Raw genomic sequence first — 20,780 nt, 5'->3', positions numbered from 1 at the left:
CATCATTGTTGAGTTCATCGGGCGCTGCGCCGGTTGTGGGGAAGAAAATGCAAGGCAAGTATGGTTCTGAAAGCGGATTACCACTGAACGAGTTGTTGACGGTGGTGCTGGTCACCCACAACCGTCCGGCCTTTGTGCGCCGGGCAGTCAAGTTTTACAGCGCCTTGCCTTGCAGGATTTTGCTGCTGGACTCTTCGACCCAGGTCACCAATGGCATCGAGGGTGTGTTCCCTTCGGTCGACTATCGGCATGTGCCGCAGTTCGGCTATCAGGGCCTGCGGGCCAAGCTCGACTATGGCGTGCAACAGGTCACTACGCCGTACATGATATTTGCCGCCGACGATGATTTCATCGTGCATGACGCGATCCAGGCTTCGGTTTCGTTCCTGGAGTCGAACCCGGATTACGGCATGTGCCACGGCTACTGCCTGATGTACCTGACCCTGGCGAGCAGCGTGAGCTACTACCGCCGTGACAAGAAGGTCTGTGAAGACTACTCGGCCGAGCGCGCTCAGGACCGGGTCATCGACTTCATGCAGCAGTACATTCCGCCGTTCTATGCGGTTCACCGCGTGGAGCTGTTGCGCGACTGGTACGCGATCATGCCGGAAGACACCAGCTTCGAATGGCAGGAAATCGGCCATGCGTACTACATGCTGGCCACGTCCAAGGCGCGCATGTTGCCGATCCCTTACGTGGTGCGTGAGGTCAACTACCTGGCCTCGGAGCACAAGACCGAGGTGTTCAGCACCCTGACCGCCAGCGACGCCAAATCGGTGGCGGAGCGTGAGGCGTTCGCCGAGTTGCTGTCGACGTTGCCGAGCGCGCTGACCGGTCTCGATCCGGCGCAGGGCAAGCAGTTGGCACTGGACAGTTTCGAGGCCATGGGCGACTGCCTGCGCACCGGGCGCTCGCTGACCGCCGAACCGATTATCGAGTCGCGCTGGACCAACGTGCAGAAGGGGCCAGATCGTACCTTCGGGCTTCATCAGTACGTTGAGCTGCCTTACTACAATCAGCCGTTCTTCGATCTGTTGAGCCAATACGAGTTTCTGCTGCACGCCATGCCGGCCGGCCGCGTTCAGCTGCAAGGGCTCGAAGGCATCTGGGCGGATCAGGAAGACATGATGCGGCCACGCAACAACGACACCGCCGAAAGCGTTGTCGATCGGTTGTGGCATGCGTACGAAGCGGGTCGGTTCAACCGTCAGGTGGTCAAGCGTCTGGCGCAGCAGTTGGAACTGCTGGGCGAAGCCGACGGAGCGCGGGACATGTTCGCCTGGGCCGAGCGCCTGGACGCGGTGTCGACCCAAGGCAATGAAGAGGCGTTCGGTGCCATGCGCTCCGGTCGCTTGCTCAAGTGGCTGGCGGCGCGTGCGCCGGACGCTGATGAAGTCGCCGCGACCTCGCGTTACCTGGCTGAACACAGCGGCGGCCCACAGTTCGGCATTCTGGTGCTGGACCTCGACAACGACGCCGCCAAGTTGCAGATGACCCTCGACAGTTTGCTGGAAGGTCGCAACCACGCCTTCAAGATCGTGGTGTTCACCACGGGCGAACCGCTGGCCGCAACGACCGAACACAACACGCTGCACTTTGTTCGCGTGACACCGGTTAACTATGTCGACAAGCTCAATCAGGTCGCGCGTCAATCGACGTGCGACTGGTTGCTGCTGACCGAGGCGGGTGATGAGTTCACCGCTGGCGGCCTGTTGCGTGCTGGTCTGGAACTGCTCGCCGCGCCGGAATGCCGCGCGGTGGCGTCGGACGAAATTCAGCGCGACGCTCATGGCGCGCTGGTTGACGTGTTCCGTCCCGGCTTCAATCTCGATTTGCTGCAAAGCCTGCCAACGCTGATGGCGCGACACTGGCTGATCCGCAAGGATGTGCTGCTGGCCGCAGGTGGCTATCAGGCCGACTTCAGCAAGGCGCTGGAATTCGACCTGTTGCTGCGCATCATCGAAGACGGTGGCCTGGCCTGGCTGGCGCATTTGGACGAACCGCTGCTGATCGCCCGGGCACCGGTGCTGGCAGACAATGCCCACGAACGCCAGGCGTTGATCCGACACCTCGCGACCCGTGGCTACAAGGCGCAAGTCAGCTCGGAAGAACCGGGTACTTACCGTATCGACTACCGTCACCCGGAACGTCCGCTGGTGTCGATCATCGTTCCAAGCCAGGACAACCTGGAGCAGTTGCAACGTTGCCTGACCGGCATCGTCCAACGCACCCGCTATACCCGTTACGAAGTGCTGATCGCCGATAACGCGAGCCAGTCCCCGGAACTCGTGCAATGGTTGGACGGTCTCGGGCAGCCGGGCGATCGGGTCCGTGTGCTGCGCACGCAAGAGCGCCTCAGCACGTCGGCGTTGTTCAACGAAGCCAGTCAGCAGGCCCAGGGTGAATACCTGGTGCTGTTGGCGGCGGACGGCGAGGTGGTCAACCCGAACTGGCTCGAATCCCTGCTCAACCAGGCCCAGCGTCCGGAAGTCGGCGTGGTCGGTGCCAAGTTGCAGGACCGCGACGGCAACGTGACCCAGGCCGGTCTGATCCTGGGCATGAACGACGGTGTCGGTTCGGCCTTTGTCGGCGAGCCGAAAGACGCCAAGGGCTACCTGAATCGCCTGGTGCTGGAGCAAAACTACTCGGCCGTTTCCGCCGTGTGCCTGATGATCCGTAAAGCGTTGTTCGACGAGGTCGGTGGTCTGGACGAAGACGCGTTCGCCGACGCTTTCGCTGATGTCGACCTGTGCCTCAAGGCTGGTCAGGCGGGTTATCTGGTGGTGTGGACGCCGCAAGTGCAGGTCATTCACCCAGGCACCTTGCCCGACGCGCCGCAGGCCCTGCAGGCCTTGCGTGAAAAATGGGTCGGGCCGTTTGAGCATGATCTGGCGTACAACAAGAACCTCGCCTTGACCGGCAAGGGTTTCACCCTTGGCAACGCCTCCAGCGTGGACTGGGCGCGGTTGCTGGTTTAAGTCTGGTCTACAGGTAGAAGGATTCGCGGCATGTTCAACGGTAAATCGATTTTCATCTCCGGGGGCACCGGCTCGTTCGGTCGCAACTTCATCCGCCGCTTGCTGGAGCAATACCAGCCCAAGCGCGTGGTGGTGTTCTCCCGTGATGAGCTCAAGCAATACGAAATGCAGCAGACGTTCAATGCGCCGTGCATGCGTTACTTCCTGGGCGACGTGCGCGATGCCGAGCGTTTGCGCCAGGCCATGCGCGGCATTGACTACGTGGTGCACGCCGCGGCCCTGAAGCAAGTGCCGGCGGCCGAGTACAACCCGACCGAATGCATCCGCACCAACGTCAATGGTGCGGAAAACATCATCGCCGCGGCCATCGACAATGGCGTCAAGCAAGTCGTCGCGCTGTCCACCGACAAGGCGGCCAGCCCGATCAACCTGTACGGCGCGACCAAGTTGCTGTCGGACAAACTGTTCGTGGCCGCCAACAACATTGCCGGCGAACAGCAGACCCGATTTGCCGTGGTGCGCTACGGCAACGTGGCCGGCTCGCGCGGCTCGGTCGTACCGTTTTTCAGCAAGCTGATTACAGAGGGCGCGACAGAGTTGCCGATTACCGATGAACGCATGACGCGCTTCTGGATCACCCTCGATCACGGTGTGCAGTTCGTGCTCGACAGCTTCGCCCGCATGCATGGCGGCGAAGTGTTCGTGCCGAAGATTCCGTCCATCCGTATCGTCGATCTGGCGCGGGGCATGGCCGAGCAGTTGCCGCACAAAAATGTCGGCATTCGCCCGGGCGAAAAACTCCACGAGCTGATGGTGCCGCTGGACGATGCGCGCATGACCCTGGAGTTCGACGATCACTACACGATTCAACCGTCGATTCGCTTCACCAGCGTCGACGTGGATTTTGCCGTGGACAAACTGGGCGAGCAGGGCAGGCCGGTGAGCGAAGATTTCGAGTACCGCTCCGACACCAACCCGCACTTCCTTTCTGTTGGCCAGATTGCTGACCTGCACGCGGAGCTGTCGGCATGATTCCCTATGGTCGGCAAAGCCTCGACCAGGCAGACATCGATGCGGTGGTTGCCGTGTTGCAGTCTGACTGGCTGACTCAAGGGCCGACCATCGAGCGTTTCGAGCAGGCGATGGCCGAGCGTTGCCAGGCCGATTACGCGGTGGCTGTGTGCAACGCCACTGCGGCGTTGCACATTGCTTGCCTGGCGGCGGGGCTTGGGCCGGGCGACCGGTTGTGGACCACGCCCAACACTTTTCTGGCGTCGGCCAATTGCGGTCGCTACTGCGGCGCCGACGTGGATTTCGTCGACATCGATCCGCTGACCTGGAACCTCGACGCCTATGCGCTGGCTGCAAAACTGGAACAGGCAGAGCGCGACGGCACCTTGCCCAAGGTGCTGGTGGCGGTAGCGTTCTCCGGCCAGAGCTGCGACATGCGCATGATCGGCGCGCTAGCGGAGCGTTATGGCTTCACCGTGATCGAAGACGCCTCCCATGCGGTCGGTGCGACCTATGCCGGACGACCGGTGGGCTGTGGTGAATTCGCGGCCATGACGGTGTTCAGTTTTCACCCGGTGAAGATCATCACCAGCGCCGAAGGCGGCATGGTCCTGACCAATCGCCCGGAACTGGCCGAGCGCTTGCAGCGCCTGCGCAGCCACGGCATGACCCGCGACCCGCAGCAGATGACCGAAGCCAGTCACGGTCCCTGGTACTACCAGCAAGTGGAACTGGGCTTCAATTACCGGATCACCGATCTGCAAGCGGCGCTTGGCCTGTCGCAACTGAACAAACTGGACGGCTTCATCGAACGGCGCCGGGAACTGGCGGCGCGTTATGACCGCTTGCTCGCGTACTTGCCGCTGACCTTGCCGAGTGCTCAACCCGAGGCTGAGTCGGCCTGGCATCTATACGTGGTGCGGTTGCAGACGGATCGGATCAACCTCAGCCACCGGCAGGTGTTCGAAGGCTTGCGGGCCGTCGGCGTCGGTGTAAACCTGCATTACATTCCGGTGCATTTGCAGCCGTACTATCGCGACCTGGGTTTCGCCGCGGGTGATTTCCCGCAGGCCGAGCGTTACTACGCCGAGGCGATCAGCCTGCCGCTGTTTCCTTTGCTGAGCGATGAACAACAGGACTACGTGGTCGAGCAACTGCGCCGACTGGTCCTGTAGGAGCTGCCGAAGGCTGCGATCTTTTGATCTTGCTTTTTCGCGAGATCGCTGAAGATCAAGATCAAAAGATCGCAGCCTTCGGCAGCTCCTACGGGGAGAGCACCAGGCCTTTGAGAGAGCAGGAGGAAAAACACAATTGAACAACGTCGCAATTATCCCGGCTCGCGGCGGCAGTAAACGCATACCGCGCAAGAACCTCAAGCTGTTCGACGGTGTGCCAATGATCGTGCGTTCGATCCGCACAGCGCTCGAGTCGGCACTGTTCGACCAGGTGATCGTCAGCACCGACGATGAAGAAATCGCCGAGGTGGCGCGGGCGCACGGGGCGCAGGTGCCGTTCATGCGGCCCGCGGCATTGGCCGATGATTTCACCGGTACCGCGGCGGTCGTCGTGCATGCTTTGAATGAACTGCCGGCGTTCGATTTTGCCTGTTGCCTCTACGCGACCGCGCCGCTGTTGCAGGCGCGGTATCTACGTCAGGGGCATGAGTTGTTGGTGCAGCATCCCGACAAGTCGTTCGCGTTTTCCGTCGCCCGTTTCGGTTTTCCGGTCCAGCGTGCCTTGACCCTCGACGAGCAGGGCGCGCTGACGTCGCTTTACCCGGAATTTCGCACGACGCGCTCGCAGGATTTGCCCGAAGCTTTTCAGGACGCCGGCCAATTCTATTGGGGGCGCAGTGAAGCCTGGTTGCGTGGCGATGTATTGTTTTCGCCGGCGAGTTTGCCGGTGATCCTGCCGCGACACTTGGTTCAGGACATCGATACCTCCGAAGACTGGACGCGTGCCGAATACCTGTACGCCGCGCTCAAGGCCGGTGGTGAATTGCAATGAGAGTGCTGATCCGTTCCGACGCGTCGCCCACCATTGGCAGTGGCCATATCGCGCGCTTGTTGCCGCTGGCCAGAACCTTGCGCCAGCAGGGCTCATACGTTGCGTTTGCGTGTCGTCTGCTGCCGGGGCATCGACTGGAGGCATTGGCGGCCGAAGGTTTCGAAACCTTTGCGCTGCCAGATCGTTACCCTGGTGAGGATCCGCAGCAGGCCATCGAATCCATGCTGCCGTGGCAGGCGGACATAGACGCATTGGCGCAAGCGCTGGAGCAACATCCAGCGTTTGACTGGATCATCGTCGATCACTACGGCCTCGATCATCATTGGCAGACGGCGGCCCGTCGTTGGGCTCCGCGGATTGCCGCTGTGGATGACCTGGCGACTCGCACCTACGACGTCGATCTGCTGCTCAATCAGAACATGTCCGGCACGCCAGAGGCTTACGCTTCGCTGCTGACGCCTGATTGCCAGACCTTGCTCGGTCCCCGTTTTGCGCTGCTGCGCGATGAATTCTGCGGGCCGGCAATCGAGATCAAGTCTCAGGCGAAGCAGGTTCTGGTGAACTTCGGCGGCTTCGATGTGGCGATGCAGACGCATCACGCGATGCTGGCACTGGCGGATTTTCATGAATTGGAAGTCGATTTTGTGGCGGGTGCCGCTAACCCTGCCTGGGATCAGATGCAGGCTATGGCGGCGAATCACCCGAACTGGCGCTTGCACGGTTTTGTCAGCGACTTCTACCGATTGATGACTGAGGCTGACCTGTTCGTCGGCGCCGGCGGTGGCACCAGTTGGGAGCGGGCGGCCATGGGGCTGCCAACCATCTGCATTGCGGTCTCGAATAATCAGCAAGCCAACGGTGAAGCCATGGCAACTTCGGGGGCTCATGTTTATCTGGGCCCCCGGGAGCAGGTCAGCGTCGAACAGCTACGTCAGGCGATCGGCTTTGTCGCGGGCAATCAGGGCATACGCCAGAGTCTGGCCGAACGCTCGCGGCAACTGGTCGATGGCCGAGGGGCGGCGCGCGTTGCAGCAGCGCTGGCCGGTGCAGTGTTGCAGGTGCGTCCGGCCACGGCAGACGATTCGCGGTTGTTGTTCGACGGGCGCAATGCCGAGGCGGTGCGGCGCTGGTCGCTGGAAACCGGGGTGATCGAATGGCAGCAACATCAAAACTGGCTGACGGCCAGTTTGAGCAATGACCAGCGCTTGTTGTTGATCGCCGAAGCCGATGACGGCCCGGTCGGGGTGCTGCGTTACGACTTGCGTGGCTTCGAAGCCGAAGTCTCGATTTACCTGTTCGAAGGGCGGTTCGGCCTGGGCTGGGGCAGGGCGTTGCTGGCGCGAGGCGAAGCTTTTGTGACGGCCCACTGGCCGCAATTGAAAGCCATCACCGCGCAGGTTTTACCGGCCAATCAACCCTCTCTGAAAATCTTTCGTGAAGCAGGTTTCACTCAGCGTGCCTGCGCGTTCACACGCGTTTTAAAGGAACACCGCAATGACTAGTTTCATGATCGGTCACCGCATGATCGGTGCGGATGCGCCGCCGTTCATCATTGCCGAGATGAGCGGCAACCATAACCAGTCCCTTGAAGTGGCGCTGCAGATCGTCGAAGCCGCGGCCAAGGCCGGTGCGCATGCCTTGAAGCTGCAAACCTACACCGCCGAGACCATGACTCTGGACCTGTCCGAAGGTGAATTCTTCATCAAGGACCCCAACAGTCTGTGGGCCGGAACGTCGCTGTACGCGCTGTACGAGAAAGCACATACGCCCTGGGAATGGCACGCTCCGATTTTCGCTCGGGCCAAGGAGCTGGGCATGCTCGCGTTCTCGACACCGTTCGATGACAGCGCTGTCGATTTTCTCGAAAGCCTCGACGTACCGGCCTACAAGATTGCCAGTTTCGAGAACACCGACCTGCCGCTGATTCGGCGGGTCGCGGCGACCGGCAAGCCGTTGATCATTTCCACGGGCATGGCCAGCATCGCTGAACTCGACGAAACCGTGCGTGCCGCCCGCGAGGCCGGTTGCAAGGATCTGGTGTTGCTCAAGTGCACCAGCACTTACCCGGCGACGCCAGCCAATAGCAATGTGCGGACGATTCCGCACTTGCGTGAATTGTTTGGCTGTGAAGTCGGCCTGTCCGATCACTCCATGGGCGTGGGTGTGTCCGTGGCCGCCGTGGCGCTGGGGGCGACGGTGGTGGAAAAGCACTTCACCCTCGACCGTGCCGCCGGTGGCGTGGACGCCAGTTTTTCACTGGAACCTGCCGAGCTGGCCAGCCTGGTGCTCGAAACCGAACGCGCCTGGCAAGCCATGGGGCAGGTGCATTACGGCGTCACCGAGGCTGAGCGCAAGTCGCTGGTGTATCGCCGTTCGTTGTACGTCACGCAGGACATGGCGGCCGGAGAGCCTTTCACCGCGGCTAATGTGCGCGCCATTCGTCCTGGCCTGGGGTTGGCCCCTAAACACGCGGAAACCCTTCTGGGGCGCCGTGCGCGCCACGCCATCAAGCGCGGGACACCGCTGGACTGGTCGTTGGTCGAATAACGCCTGATCGCCCTGATTCGGCAAAATAGCGTGACCTGCGAGTCATAACGCGCATCTTCACTGTATTGTATTGATCGGGAAGGTGGCGCCTGGCCTGTTTTTGGCCCAGTGATAGCCTTTTACGCTTCCCGTTGTCGCCTTATTGAGGCGACGATTTCCTTTGTTCGTCGGCGCCCCTCGAATCATTACGAGCGGTGGTATTGGGCTGTTTATTATTGGGAAGCCGTAATGATTGGCATAAAAAGCATTGCGAGCTACGTTCCTGTAGCCGGCGTGGACAATTACGCACAAGGTGCAAAATTCGAGAAGGATGAAGAATTCATCCTGGGCAAGATCGGTTCGGCCTTCCTGCCACGCAAAGACGATGGGCAGGAAACTTCGGACCTGTGTGTCGAAGCAGCCAACGCGCTGTTCGCCAACAACCCCGATTTGAAACGTGAAGCCATTGACGTGGTGATCGTCGTCACCCAGAACGGCGATGAAGAAGGCTTGCCACACACCGCCGCCATTGTTCAGGACAAACTGGGCCTGCCGACGACCGTGGCGGCATTTGATATTTCCCTGGGCTGCTCCGGCTACGTCTATGGCATCTACGCGATGAAGGGCTTCATGGAAGCCACGGGCCTGAAGAATGGCCTGCTGATTACTGCCGATCCGTATTCGAAGATCGTCGACCCGGAAGACCGCAACACCACCATGCTCTTCGGCGACGCTGCCACCGCGACCTGGATGGGTGAAAACGCACCCTGGCAGTTGGGCAAGGCCAAGTTCGGCACCGACGGTTCCGGTGCGCCGCACCTGAAAGTCACCGATGGCGTGTTTTATATGAACGGCCGTCAGGTGTTCAACTTCGCGCTGCTCAAAGTCCCGGCGCATTTGCATGAACTGCTGGCCGACTCGCAGCTGACGGCTGCCGATATCGATGCCTTCTGCATTCACCAGGGCAGCGCGGCGATTGTCGACGCGGTGGCGCGACGCTTCGAAGGCGAGCCGGAAAAATTCATCAAGGACATGGTCGAGACCGGTAATACCGTGTCGTCGAGCATCCCGTTGCTGCTGGAAAAACACGTCCTCGATTCCAGCTGGAAGCGCGTGGCGTTGAGCGGTTTTGGTGTCGGTCTGTCTTGGGGTTCGGCGATTATTTATCGTCCTTGACCTGAACTTTGAGGGATAAAAAATAGCGCTCAAGGTGTAATCTTGAGCGCTATTTTTTTTGTATGGCGAGCGAGGCGATATGAGCGACAGCTTTGACCACAATGCTCAGGTGATAGAGCGACGCTGGCCGGCGCTGTTTGCGCGGTTGATGACCGAAGGCAGCATGCAAGAGCAGGCCGAACTGGTGGAAGGTTTGGGCTCGACCTTGAGCATCGCCGGCATTCAGCTCACCAGTCGCCATGACCGCACGCGTGAAGCTCGCCTGCAGGCCGCCAGTCTGCCCCCGGCCAGCCCGGTGGTGCATGTCTATGGCACAGGGTTGGGTGACTTGCCGACCGTGTTGCTGGAAAGCGCCGACCCTCAGCGTGTGTTCGTGCATATCCTCAACGGGGCGATTTTCAAGTTGACCCTGCAGCTGCTCGATCAGCGCCACTGGCTCAGTGATCCACGGGTCGAGTTGAGGTACGCCGGTGAGTCGCCGGACATCTACATGCCGTTTTTTGCCTTGCCCTCCGAGATGCTACTGGCTGACGATTTCAACGCCAAGATTCGTGATCGGCTGATCAGTGAAGTGCACCTGGCCTTCAACAATCGCGAGTTCGATCCGCAGTCCCCGGAAATTATCCAGCGGCTGGAAGAGAGTCTTGAACTGGTCAGCCAGGATGCCGATGTCGCCGAACTGTTCGCGACCTGCCCGGGGCGGGAGGTCTACGTCATCGCCACGGGGCCCAGCCTCGAACAGCACTTCGAGCAACTGCGGGCCCTGCGCGAGCAGGAGCCACGGCCGTTGTTCATCAGCGTCGATACCGCCTATCGACCGCTGCGCGAGCATGGCATCGCGCCGGACGTGGTGGTCAGTATCGACCAGCGCATCGGCTTCAAGCATCTGCCGCCCGAGGACACAGGCAACATCCCTCTGGTTTACCTGCCCCTGAGCGATCCACAGGTGCTGGCGGCCTGGCAAGGGGCCCGTTACGTCGGGTATTCCGCCAGCCCGGTCTATGCCGCTCTGCGTCAGCAACTCCCCAAGGCTGAACTGTACGTCGGCGGCAGCGTGATTCATCCAGCGGTGGACCTGGCGGTAAAAATGGGCGCGGACCGGATCACGCTGTTCGGCGCCGACTTTGCGTTCCCCATGAATAAAACCCATGCCGGCTGGAGCGATGGCGATTTGGGGCCTGGTGTCAGCCAGGCCAGGCACTGGGTACTCGACGGGAATGGTCAGCGGGTCAGCACGCAGTTGAATTTCCGCAGTTACCTGTGCGAACTGGAGCGCTACATCGCCGGGCACCCGCAGGTACGCTTTTTCAACAGCAGTCGGGCAGGCGCGATGATTGTTGGTACGACGTTCAATCAGGAGTTCGTGCAGTGAACGGGTTTGCACAATGCGTCATCGATTGCCGCCACTGTGCGGGGCTGTTCCGTCTTGGGCGTGATGTCGAGGCGGCGCTGAACATGGTCGATGTCTTCGAAAAGTCGCAGGACCTGTTCAGTCAAATGCCTCAGGCGATCCAGCAGCAGTGGGCGCAATTACTGATGTCGATGTTCGCCGCTCAGGAAGCGCAGGACTGGTTGGGACTGGCTGATTCGATTGAGTATGAATTGGTCGAGTTGCTGGAAGCCGGTCAGTCTCACCTCTAGGCAGCCTCTGCCGGCTGACGCGATTCAAGGTCGCCGGCAATTCTCTGGCGTCATTTTTCTCTCGTGGGTGTCTTGCAAGCCTTTGTTTTCGTAGGGGTGGCAGTGTGATGGCAATTTTTTTTTAAAAAGCCCTCAAGCAACCTGCAATCGCGACGATAACTACTACGAAGGTTCTCTAGGCCATACCCGGCGGTTGCCAGGGCCGGAAGCCAGTACCCAACCAACGAGGAATTCATCATGCCATTAGGCGTAAACACTAACGTTGCATCCCTGAACGTTCAAAAGAACCTGGGCCGTGCTTCGGATGCTCTGTCGACCTCCATGACTCGCTTGTCTTCCGGCCTGAAAATCAACAGCGCTAAAGACGACGCCGCCGGCCTGCAGATCGCTACCCGTATGACCAGCCAGATCCGTGGTCAGACCGTAGCAATCAAGAACGCCAACGATGGTATCTCGATGGCTCAGACCGCTGAAGGCGCTCTGCAAGAGACCACCAACATTCTGCAGCGTATGCGTGAACTGGCTGTACAGGCACGCAACGGTACCAACATCACTGCTGACCGTACCGCAACCAACGCCGAGTTCACCCAGCTGTCCGACGAGCTGACTCGTATTGCCCAAAGCACCAACTTGAACGGCAAAAACCTGCTGGACGGTTCCGCTGGCAGCATGACTCTGCAAGTGGGTTCCAACACCGGTACCGCTAACCAGATCACCCTGACCCTGAGCAGCAGCTTCGCCGCTTCCAGCTTGTCCGTAGGTTCGGGTACTACCGTTCTGACGGGTGCTACCAGTGCTGCAGCGTTCTCGGCCATCGACGGTGCAATCACCGCGATCGACAAAGCTCTGGACACGGTCAACGCCGTTCGCGCCAACCTTGGTGCTTCGCAAAACCGTCTGACCAGCACCATCTCCAACCTGCAGAACGTCAACGAAAACGCCACCGCTGCACTGGGTCGCGTACAAGACACTGACTTCGCTGCTGAAACTGCCAACCTGACCAAACAGCAAACTCTGCAACAAGCTTCCACCGCTGTTCTGGCTCAAGCCAACCAGTTGCCTTCCGCTGTACTGAAGCTGCTTCAGTAATTCGGTTGAGTTTTAGCGGGGGAGTGCGCTTGTCGTGCTCTCTCGCTTTTTAGTTTCAGGAGTGATGGATATGGACATGAGCGTAAAGCTGAACTTGTCTTACCTGGCTGCTCATCCGGCGAACGCGGCGGCTGCTCACCCGGCAGGCGTGTCTCACAGCGCAAGCGATAGCGTTCAGCCGGTGGCTGAAAGTAAAGACTCGGATCCGAACAAGCTTAAGAAGGCTGTGCAGGAAATCGAGAAGTTCGTCCAGTCGATCAAGCGCAATCTGGAGTTCTCGATTGATGAGGCGTCCGGAAAAGTGGTTGTGAAAGTGATTGCCACGGAATCCGGTGAAGTGGTGCGACAGATCCCTTCGGAAGAAGTGTTGAAGCTGGCGGAAAGTTTGACCACTGCGAGCAATGTGCTGTTTGATGCCAAAGCCTGACAGCTGGCATGAATCGTGTTTGTGCGTTGATGTGACGGCGTGACCGGTCAAAAGACCGGCGGCAGACATTAAGGGAGATGTACATGGCAAGTCCAATTACAGGTACGGGTCTTGGCTCCAACCTGGACATCAATGCGATCGTTACTGCGTTGGTCAACGCCGACAAATCGGCCAAGCAGAACCAGATCACCACCCAGACCACGCTCAATACATCGAAAATTTCCGGTGTAGGCACGCTGAAAAGTGCCCTGGCCGCCTATCAGGCCGCCATGGACAAGCTAAGCAGTGCAACAAGCCCTGCATTCAGCGGTTTTGCCGCCACTTCGTCGGCCGCAACCGTCTTGACCGCGACCTCTGATAACACTGCCGTCAACGGTACCTACAACATTAAGGTCACCAACCTGGCTACCAGCTCCAAAGTTGCCAGTGCTTCTTTCGCAGGCGGTGCGACCAGTGCCATTCCGACTGGTACGTTGAAAATCAGTCAAAATGGCACTGACTACAACGTTGCAATACCTGCCGGTGCTACGTTGCAGACCACTCGTGACGCGATCAACACCACACTGAGTGCCCAAGGTATTTCGGCCAACATCGTCACCGACAGCACTGGCTCGCGCCTGGTGATCGGGTCGACCACGACCGGCAAGGGCTCGGACCTGGTCGTCAGCGGTATTGCAGGTTTGAATATTAACGGCGCGCAGTTGATGGGGACTATCCCCGATCCTGCAAACCCGGGGCAGACACTGCCGGATCCGGCCAGTGCCGGTACCATTGGTGCATTAGCCGTTGATGCGAACCTGACCATTGATGGTCTGCCAGTGACCAGCAAAACCAACACCATCAGCGGGTCGGTAGGCGGATTGAGCCTGACCCTGGCAGCGGCGGGCACTTCGACTGTCACTGTGGCGACCAACGCGACAGGCTTGCAGACTTCGATCCAGTCGTTTGTCGATGCCTACAACACGTTGGTGAAAACGGTTAACTCGCTGACTCAGGCTACTGCCGACAAAGATGGCAAGTTGACGGTCTCTGCGCCAATGACCGGCGATTCGCTACCGCGCTCGTTGATTGCCGATATCCGTAAAGAGCTGACTACTCCAGGCCCTGGCGGACAGTTGTCGGTGCTCGCGCAATTGGGTATCACCACCGATCAGAAGACCGGCACGCTGAACTTTGACTCCGCCAAGTTCAGCACGGCGATGAAAGACAAGTCGCTGGGCAGTCAGGTGCAAACACTGTTCACCGGTACTAACAGCACGAACGGCCTGCTGGCCCGGATGAAGACGGCGATCAGTCCGTACGCGCAGACTGGCGGCATCCTGGATCAGCGCAATACGAGCCTGAACAAACAGAAAACCAACCTGAGTACTCAGCAGGTTGCACTGGACTTGCGTGTTACCACGATGACAGCAACGTTGACCGCCAAGTACAACGCGATGGACCTGTTGGTCGGGCAGATGAAGGCGACGGCGAGCAACATTACTTCGTTCTTCGACACCCTGAACGCTCAAGCCAAAGCCTGATCGTTAAATTTGTGGCGTAAAAAAACCCGGCTGCGTTTTAACGCGCCGGGTTTTTGTCTTCTGCTTTAAAGTTTTTTGACTCGCAGACGATATATTGGTTAGGCGAGCCCTAGAGTTGTGATGAGGTAAGAACATGAATCCGATGTTGGCCCTTCGGCAATATCAGAAAGTTGGAGCGCAAGCTCAGGTCTCCGAGGCCAGTCCGTACCGCTTGGTGCAGATGCTGATGGAGGGTGGGCTGGATCGCATTGCCCAGGCCAAAGGGGCCATGGAGCGTAACGATATTCCGGGTAAAGGCGTCCTGATCAGCAAGGCCATTGGTATCATTGGCGGCCTGCGTGAGGGCCTGGATCTTGAGAACAAGGCTGACGAAGTTGAGCGCCTGGACAATCTCTACATCTACATGATGAAGCGTCTGGCAGAGGCGAACATCAAGACCGACCCGGCCATTCTCGATGAGGTCGCCGATTTGCTTCGCACCGTCAAGGACGGCTGGGATGGCATCGCCGAGCCGACGAGTCCGCAGTTTTAAGGAGATCACCATGAGTCTTGTATTGCAGCGAATCGAGCAGACCCGAGAAGCGTTGGTCGGTGCGTTGGCCGAACGCAACTGGGAAGCCATCGGTGAATTGGACCTGGCTTGCCGTTCCTGCATGGAAGACGTCTTGAGTGAGGCAATACTGGATGAGGCCGCGTTGCGCGTTAACCTCGAGGAGTTGCTGGGGGTGTACAAGCAGCTTCTTGCGGCGGCAACCGGAGAAAGGCAGGCGATAGTCGACGAGATGTCGCAGATCCATCAAGCACAGAACGCGGCAAAGGTTTACCATCTGTTTGGTTAATTAATCCTCTGTTAATCCAAACATAGTGCGCCATAAATTTGACTGTGCACGGTTTTTTGACTTAACTAGTGGCTGGTTCCAGATTTCAGGCGTCTACAGGCGTAACGTGTCTGCAAGCGTCTAGCTTGCCCCATCATTTCGGGCATTGAGTTGACTAGGGAAGTTGCTATTGCATGTGGCGTGAAACCAAAATTCTGCTGATTGATGACGATAGCGTCCGCCGCCGCGATTTGGCGGTGATTCTAAATTTTCTCGGTGAAGAAAATTTACCCTGCGGTAGCCATGACTGGCAGCAGGCTGTCGGCTCTTTGTCATCTAGTCGTGAAGTGATCTGTGTCCTTATCGGGACGGTCAATGCGCCTGGCGCACTTCCGGGACTTTTAAAGACACTCTCAACCTGGGATGAGTTCCTTCCGGTTTTGTTAATGGGCGATAATTCTTCCGTTGACCTGCCGGACGACCAGCGTCGTCGAGTGCTTTCGACCCTCGAAATGCCGCCCAGCTACAGCAAGCTGCTCGACTCGCTGCACCGTGCCCAGGTCTATCGTGAGATGTACGACCAGGCCCGTGAGCGCGGTCGTCACCGTGAACCCAATCTTTTCCGCAGTCTTGTCGGCACCAGCCGGGCGATTCAACATGTCCGCCAGATGATGCAGCAAGTCGCCGACACCGATGCCAGCGTGCTGATCCTCGGTGAGTCTGGCACCGGCAAGGAAGTGGTTGCGCGCAACCTGCACTATCACTCCAAGCGTCGCGAAGCGCCGTTCGTACCCGTCAACTGCGGGGCGATCCCGGCCGAGTTGCTGGAAAGCGAATTGTTCGGCCACGAGAAGGGCGCCTTTACCGGGGCGATCACCAGCCGTGCCGGACGTTTTGAACTGGCTAACGGCGGCACACTGTTCCTCGACGAAATCGGCGACATGCCGCTGCCGATGCAGGTCAAGTTGCTGCGCGTGTTGCAGGAGCGCACCTTCGAGCGCGTGGGTAGCAACAAGACCCAGAGCGTCGATGTGCGGATCATTGCGGCGACCCACAAGAATCTCGAAAGCATGATCGAGATCGGCACCTTCCGCGAAGACTTGTACTATCGCCTGAACGTGTTCCCGATCGAGATGGCGCCACTGCGTGAGCGCGTCGAAGACATTCCGTTGCTGATGAACGAGTTGATCTCGCGCATGGAGCACGAGAAGCGGGGTTCGATCCGTTTCAATTCCGCGGCAATCATGTCGCTGTGCCGTCATGGCTGGCCGGGCAACGTTCGCGAACTCGCCAACCTGGTGGAACGCATGGCAATCATGCATCCCTACGGGGTGATCGGCGTGGTCGAGTTGCCGAAGAAATTCCGTTATGTCGATGACGAAGACGAGCAACTGGTCGACAGCCTGCGCAGCGATCTCGAAGAGCGCGTGGCCATCAACGGCCATACACCGGATTTCGCTGCCGGCGCGATGTTGCCGCCGGAAGGCCTGGACCTCAAGGACTACCTCGGTGGCCTGGAGCAAGGGCTGATTCAGCAGGCGCTGGATGATGCCAATGGCATCGTGGCGCGCGCCGCTGAACGGCTGCGTATTCGTCGCACCACACTGGTGGAGAAGATGCGCAAGTACGGCATGAGTCGTCGTGAGGGTGATGAACAGGCGGATGATTGACGCCTGTTTTTCTAGCTCTTCATAGAGGCGGTTTTTTTTAGGTTCTTTACGGATTACCGGGAAAACCGCTTTTAATCTTCACTCGCTGGCGATCCGGGGGGCAATCCCCCGCCAGCCCACCACTAACGTCGATTCTTGAAGTTGGAACGCTTCCTGCTTTGCCCCTCCTCTGGTTAGTAAAGAACAACATTTCATTGGCGGTTGTGTGCCGGGGCATTTTCACGTGCTGATGTCCAATGTGCTGCGCCACGCCGAAGGGCCCTTGCCCTCAGCGAGTTCTGCCTTCGCCCCCTATTCAAATTGGTGTGAACATGACAAATACCCCGTCAGCCCAAGGCGCTTACCTGGCTTCTGAAACCCGGCCCATCAATGCACCCAGTAGCGAAGGCGCGTTCGTCGAGGCGTGCGAAGCGCTGGTCGTGCAGCAGCCATCTCTCGAAGACGGCGAACCGCCAGTCGGCGTGGTCATCCATGCGTATCACCCTGATGTGCTGCGGGACATTTTGGTCCGTTTGATTAGCCTGCATGAACGCCTGCACCTCTACGTCACCTGCGTGGCCGGCCGTGACGATACGGTCCATGCCCAGTTGGCGGCGAGCGGGCTGAGTTATTCGCTGTACCGCGTGCCCGACCACGGGAGGGATGTTTTGCCATTCCTGCAGGTGCTGCCGTTTTTACGTGCCGATAACATTCACACACTGGTCAAGCTGCATACCCAGCACCCGGTGCGGCTGAACGTGGCGAACGCCTTGGCCGATGACCTTTTCGATGACCTGCTAAGCCCCGTTCGCTTCCGCCAATCGTTGGAACACCTTGCCGACCCGGCGCGCCATCCCCTGCTCGGCACCGAGAAGTATTGGCTACCGGTCAGCAAAAACCTTGATGAAAGCACCCGCGCACATTTGGTCGCCCTGTCCGAGCGTGCCGGCTTTGACCCACAAGGAATCGACGCTGCGCATTTCTTTGCCGGCACGATGTTTTTTGTGCGCACCGAAGCGCTGGCTCCCCTGGAGCGGATGCACCTGACGGGCAAAGATTTCGAAACTGAAAGCGGCCAGCTTCAAGGCACCCTGGCACACGCCCTGGAACGCTTTTTCGGCGTGCTGGCGAATGCCGGCCAACAGCAGCGCAATATTGACCTGTATCAGCGCTGGCTGGACACCCGGCAACTGGCTGCCGCCGAGCTCGAAGGTCTGCCGGCGCGACTTGCGAGCTGGCCGCAGCAACCGGACGTGTTGTTGGTGTTGACCGATACCACCGGCGACATTGCGATGTTGCGTTCCAGCCTGGAAAGCATCGACCGCCAGCTTTACGGGGCGGCAGCCATTGTGGTGCTGTCGAATGCCGAACCGGTAGGGGTGACGCCGGCCGACAATCTGGTCTGGCTGCCGCTGGCTGAATCCTGGCCGAGCCAGCTCAATGAGCTGCTGCAGGGCATCCAGGTCGACTGGTGCTACCTGCTGCGGGGCGGCGACCAACTTGATCCTCATGCGCTGCTATTGCTCGCCGAAGGCATCGCCCTGAACCCCGGCATCAGCGCTTGCTACAGCGATGAAGACTCGCTGACCGCAACCGGCTGCCAGGACCCGGTATTCAAGCCGGACCTGAACCTGGATCTGTTGCGCAGTTATCCGTATGTCGGCCGAGCCTTGGCGTTCAGTCGCGAGGCCGTGCTGGCTGCTGATGGCTTCGATCCCGCTTTCACCGAACTGGCGCCCCATGACCTGCTGTATCGGCTGGTTGAAACTCATGGGCTGGGTACCGTCGGGCACCTCGCTGATGTGCTGGTGCACCAGGCAATCAACTTCGGCCAGTGGCTCGGCGAACCCCAAGTCATCGCGCACTCCGCGGCGATCGTCGAGGCGCACTTGCAGCGCCTGGGCGTGGCGCATGAACTGCGCGCAGGACCTGTGCCGGTGGTCAATCGCGTGGTTTACCAACACGCCGAGCAGCCGTTGGTGTCCATCCTGATTCCCACCAAGGACTGCCTGCCGATGCTGCTCCGCTGCATCGAAAGCATCATGGAGAAAACCCGCTATACGAATTACGAACTGATCATCATCGACAACAACAGTGAAACCGCCGAAGCCCGGGATTGGTTCGGGGGGATGGAGAGCTTGAACGACCCCAAGGTGCGCATCCTGCGTTACCCGCACCCTTTCAACTATTCGGCGATCAACAACTTTGCCGTCAGCCAGGCCCATGGCGATTACCTGGTGCTGCTCAACAATGACACCGCGATCATTGATGGGGACTGGCTTGGCGCACTGCTCCATCACGCCCAGCGGCCGGAAGTAGGGATAGTCGGCGCCAAATTATTATTCCCCAACGGGACTATTCAACATGCAGGTGTGGTACTCGGCTTGCGTGGCGTCGCAGACCACCCATTCTTCGGCGACCCAATGCAGTCCAACGGTTACCTTCATCGTTTGCAGGTTGACCAGAACTACAGCGCGGTAACCGCCGCCTGCCTGATGATCCGCACCGAGCTGTACCGTGAGGTGGGCGGGATGGACGAGGCCGGCCTGACGGTGTGCTTTAACGACGTAGATTTGTGCCTGAAAGTCGGCCAGGCCGGGCGACTGATTGTCTGGACGCCTTTTTCGGTGCTCATGCACGAATCCAACGTGAGCCAGAACCAAGTCGACACGACGAAGCTGGAAGCCAAGCGCGAACGCTTCAAGCGCGAACAAGCGGTGATGTACCAGCGTTGGCTGCCGCTGCTCGCCAACGACCAGGCCTACAACCGCAACCTGACCCTGGAAGGCAGCGGCTTCGGCGCCGAATGCCGCAGCGAGGCCGGCTGGCAACCGTTCGCCAGTCGCGCGGTGCCTTACGCGCTGTGCTACCCCGGCGACTCTTCCGGTTGCGGACATTATCGGGTGCGCCAGCCCTTCGCTGCGATGAAAGCCGCGCAGCTGGTCGAGGGTGCGGTGAGCGACTGGGCGCTTCAACCGGTAGAGCTGGAGCGCCTGGCGCCGGACACGATCATTTTCCAGCGGCAATACACGACGCCTCAGCTGGAATTCATGCAGAACACCAAGGCATTCTCCAAGGCCTTCAAGGTTTACGAGCTGGACGACTACATTCTCGACATGCCCACCGGCAACTCAAGCCGCGACCTGCCTCCCAAAGACATTGCCAAGCGCTTGAAGAAAGCCGTGGGTTTGTGCGACCGGCTGGTGGTGTCGACGCAGCCGCTGGCCAATGCACTTAAGGGTTATAACGCCGACATTCGCGTGGTCGAGAACCGGCTGCCAAGCCAGTGGTGGAGCGGCCTGAACAGCCATCGCCAACAAGGCCGCAAGCCTCGGGTCGGCTGGGCGGGCGGTTCGGGCCACGGCGCGGACTTGCACCTCATTGCCGAAGTGGTTCGTGAACTGGCAGGGGAAGTGGAGTGGGTGTTTATGGGCATGTGCCCACCAGCACTGCGTCCCTATGTCCACGAGTTCCATCGAGGCGTGAATATCGAGAAATACCCGGCACGCTTGGCCAGCTTAAACCTGGACCTGGCGTTGGCACCTCTGAAAGACACTGTTTTCAACGCCTGCAAAAGCAATCTGCGGTTATTGGAATACGGCGCTTGTGGCTTCCCGGTGATCTGCTCCGACATCCTCTGTTATCGCGGCGACTTCCCGGTGACCAGGGTCAGGAACAAGGCGAAAGACTGGATTGCCGCTATTCGCGAACATCTTGCTGAACCCGACGCCAACGCTGCAGCCGGAGATGCCCTGCGCAACGTGGTACTCGATAACTGGATGCTCAGGGACGAACACCTGCTGGCGTGGCGAAACGCCTGGCTGGCGGATTGAATAAGAGGCCAGCGTTGCGCGCTGGCCTTTTTTTAGGCACGGGTATTGCTATGTCCCTCGCAACGTTCCATTTAACTGACGGTCAGCCCAGCGAGAGAGCAC

16 protein-coding genes are annotated in these 20,780 nt (G+C 59.3%); all 16 read left to right on the top strand.

What is annotated here, in order from left to right; translation table 11 throughout:
- The first annotated feature begins 47 nt into the window (after positions 1-47).
- Positions 48-2,978: a TIGR00180 family glycosyltransferase gene (locus tag ACA052_RS21265; RefSeq protein WP_497646652.1), complete on the top strand. Its 2,931-nt coding sequence runs from the start codon at positions 48-50 to the stop codon at positions 2,976-2,978.
- Positions 2,979-3,008: 30 nt separating this feature from the next.
- A complete protein-coding gene (pseB, locus tag ACA052_RS21260) occupies positions 3,009-4,010 on the top strand; it encodes a UDP-N-acetylglucosamine 4,6-dehydratase (inverting) (RefSeq protein WP_497646651.1) in 1,002 nt (333 codons plus the stop codon).
- A complete protein-coding gene (gene pseC / locus ACA052_RS21255) occupies positions 4,007-5,164 on the top strand; it encodes a UDP-4-amino-4,6-dideoxy-N-acetyl-beta-L-altrosamine transaminase (RefSeq protein ID WP_497646650.1) in 1,158 nt (385 codons plus the stop codon). The genes pseB and pseC overlap by 4 nt, the downstream gene beginning before the upstream one ends.
- A gap of 136 nt (positions 5,165-5,300) precedes the next feature.
- Entirely contained in the window at positions 5,301-5,996 is a 696-nt protein-coding gene (gene pseF / locus ACA052_RS21250; RefSeq protein ID WP_497646649.1) for a pseudaminic acid cytidylyltransferase, read from the top strand.
- Entirely contained in the window at positions 5,993-7,498 is a 1,506-nt protein-coding gene (gene pseG, locus ACA052_RS21245; protein ID WP_497646648.1) for a UDP-2,4-diacetamido-2,4,6-trideoxy-beta-L-altropyranose hydrolase, read from the top strand. The genes pseF and pseG overlap by 4 nt, the downstream gene beginning before the upstream one ends.
- On the top strand, positions 7,491-8,543 hold the full coding sequence (gene pseI / locus ACA052_RS21240) for a pseudaminic acid synthase (protein ID WP_497646647.1): 1,053 nt from the start codon (positions 7,491-7,493) through the stop codon (positions 8,541-8,543). Before pseG ends, pseI begins: the two co-directional genes overlap by 8 nt.
- A 228-nt stretch (positions 8,544-8,771) precedes the next feature.
- Positions 8,772-9,698, top strand: a complete 927-nt coding sequence (locus ACA052_RS21235; protein WP_497646646.1) for a ketoacyl-ACP synthase III — start codon at positions 8,772-8,774, stop codon at positions 9,696-9,698.
- A 79-nt stretch (positions 9,699-9,777) separates the two neighbouring features.
- Positions 9,778-11,070: a motility associated factor glycosyltransferase family protein gene (locus tag ACA052_RS21230; RefSeq protein ID WP_497646645.1), complete on the top strand. Its 1,293-nt coding sequence runs from the start codon at positions 9,778-9,780 to the stop codon at positions 11,068-11,070.
- Positions 11,067-11,339 (top strand): hypothetical protein, encoded by a 273-nt coding sequence (locus ACA052_RS21225; RefSeq protein WP_497646644.1) that lies wholly within the window; start codon positions 11,067-11,069, stop codon positions 11,337-11,339. The genes ACA052_RS21230 and ACA052_RS21225 overlap by 4 nt, the downstream gene beginning before the upstream one ends.
- A 237-nt stretch (positions 11,340-11,576) precedes the next feature.
- Positions 11,577-12,428: a flagellin domain-containing protein gene (locus ACA052_RS21220; protein WP_497646643.1), complete on the top strand. Its 852-nt coding sequence runs from the start codon at positions 11,577-11,579 to the stop codon at positions 12,426-12,428.
- A gap of 70 nt (positions 12,429-12,498) precedes the next feature.
- On the top strand, positions 12,499-12,855 hold the full coding sequence (locus tag ACA052_RS21215; protein ID WP_497650375.1) for a flagellar protein FlaG: 357 nt from the start codon (positions 12,499-12,501) through the stop codon (positions 12,853-12,855).
- Between the two features lie 83 nt (positions 12,856-12,938).
- Positions 12,939-14,378, top strand: coding sequence for a flagellar filament capping protein FliD (fliD, locus tag ACA052_RS21210; RefSeq protein WP_497646642.1), 1,440 nt, complete (start codon positions 12,939-12,941; stop codon positions 14,376-14,378).
- A 133-nt stretch (positions 14,379-14,511) separates the two neighbouring features.
- On the top strand, positions 14,512-14,910 hold the full coding sequence (gene fliS / locus ACA052_RS21205; RefSeq protein WP_497646641.1) for a flagellar export chaperone FliS: 399 nt from the start codon (positions 14,512-14,514) through the stop codon (positions 14,908-14,910).
- Positions 14,911-14,920: 10 nt separating this feature from the next.
- The gene (locus tag ACA052_RS21200; RefSeq protein WP_497646640.1) at positions 14,921-15,217 is read left to right on the top strand and encodes a flagellar protein FliT; all 297 of its coding nucleotides are present in this window, start codon (positions 14,921-14,923) and stop codon (positions 15,215-15,217) included.
- A gap of 173 nt (positions 15,218-15,390) precedes the next feature.
- Positions 15,391-16,866: a sigma-54 dependent transcriptional regulator gene (locus tag ACA052_RS21195; protein ID WP_497646639.1), complete on the top strand. Its 1,476-nt coding sequence runs from the start codon at positions 15,391-15,393 to the stop codon at positions 16,864-16,866.
- Positions 16,867-17,177: 311 nt separating this feature from the next.
- Positions 17,178-20,678, top strand: coding sequence for a glycosyltransferase (locus ACA052_RS21190; protein ID WP_497646638.1), 3,501 nt, complete (start codon positions 17,178-17,180; stop codon positions 20,676-20,678).
- Positions 20,679-20,780: the final 102 nt, after the last annotated feature.

The sequence above is a fragment of the Pseudomonas sp. LBUM1644 genome (assembly GCF_059716195.1).
This window is presented reverse-complemented; position numbering and strand designations above follow the sequence as displayed.

Bases quoted from the DNA above. Each gene is read 5' to 3' on its own strand.
- fliS (WP_497646641.1), top strand. From the start codon at position 14,512: ATGAATCCGATGTTGGCCCTTCGGCAATATCAGAAAGTTGGAGCGCAA.
- ACA052_RS21200 (WP_497646640.1), top strand. From the start codon at position 14,921: ATGAGTCTTGTATTGCAGCGAATCGAGCAGACCCGAGAAGCGTTGGTC.
- ACA052_RS21235 (WP_497646646.1), top strand. From the start codon at position 8,772: ATGATTGGCATAAAAAGCATTGCGAGCTACGTTCCTGTAGCCGGCGTG.
- ACA052_RS21220 (WP_497646643.1), top strand. From the start codon at position 11,577: ATGCCATTAGGCGTAAACACTAACGTTGCATCCCTGAACGTTCAAAAG.
- pseG (WP_497646648.1), top strand. From the start codon at position 5,993: ATGAGAGTGCTGATCCGTTCCGACGCGTCGCCCACCATTGGCAGTGGC.
- fliD (WP_497646642.1), top strand. From the start codon at position 12,939: ATGGCAAGTCCAATTACAGGTACGGGTCTTGGCTCCAACCTGGACATC.
- ACA052_RS21230 (WP_497646645.1), top strand. From the start codon at position 9,778: ATGAGCGACAGCTTTGACCACAATGCTCAGGTGATAGAGCGACGCTGG.
- pseC (WP_497646650.1), top strand. From the start codon at position 4,007: ATGATTCCCTATGGTCGGCAAAGCCTCGACCAGGCAGACATCGATGCG.
- ACA052_RS21195 (WP_497646639.1), top strand. From the start codon at position 15,391: ATGTGGCGTGAAACCAAAATTCTGCTGATTGATGACGATAGCGTCCGC.
- pseI (WP_497646647.1), top strand. From the start codon at position 7,491: ATGACTAGTTTCATGATCGGTCACCGCATGATCGGTGCGGATGCGCCG.
- pseB (WP_497646651.1), top strand. From the start codon at position 3,009: ATGTTCAACGGTAAATCGATTTTCATCTCCGGGGGCACCGGCTCGTTC.
- ACA052_RS21190 (WP_497646638.1), top strand. From the start codon at position 17,178: ATGACAAATACCCCGTCAGCCCAAGGCGCTTACCTGGCTTCTGAAACC.
- ACA052_RS21215 (WP_497650375.1), top strand. From the start codon at position 12,499: ATGGACATGAGCGTAAAGCTGAACTTGTCTTACCTGGCTGCTCATCCG.
- ACA052_RS21265 (WP_497646652.1), top strand. From the start codon at position 48: ATGCAAGGCAAGTATGGTTCTGAAAGCGGATTACCACTGAACGAGTTG.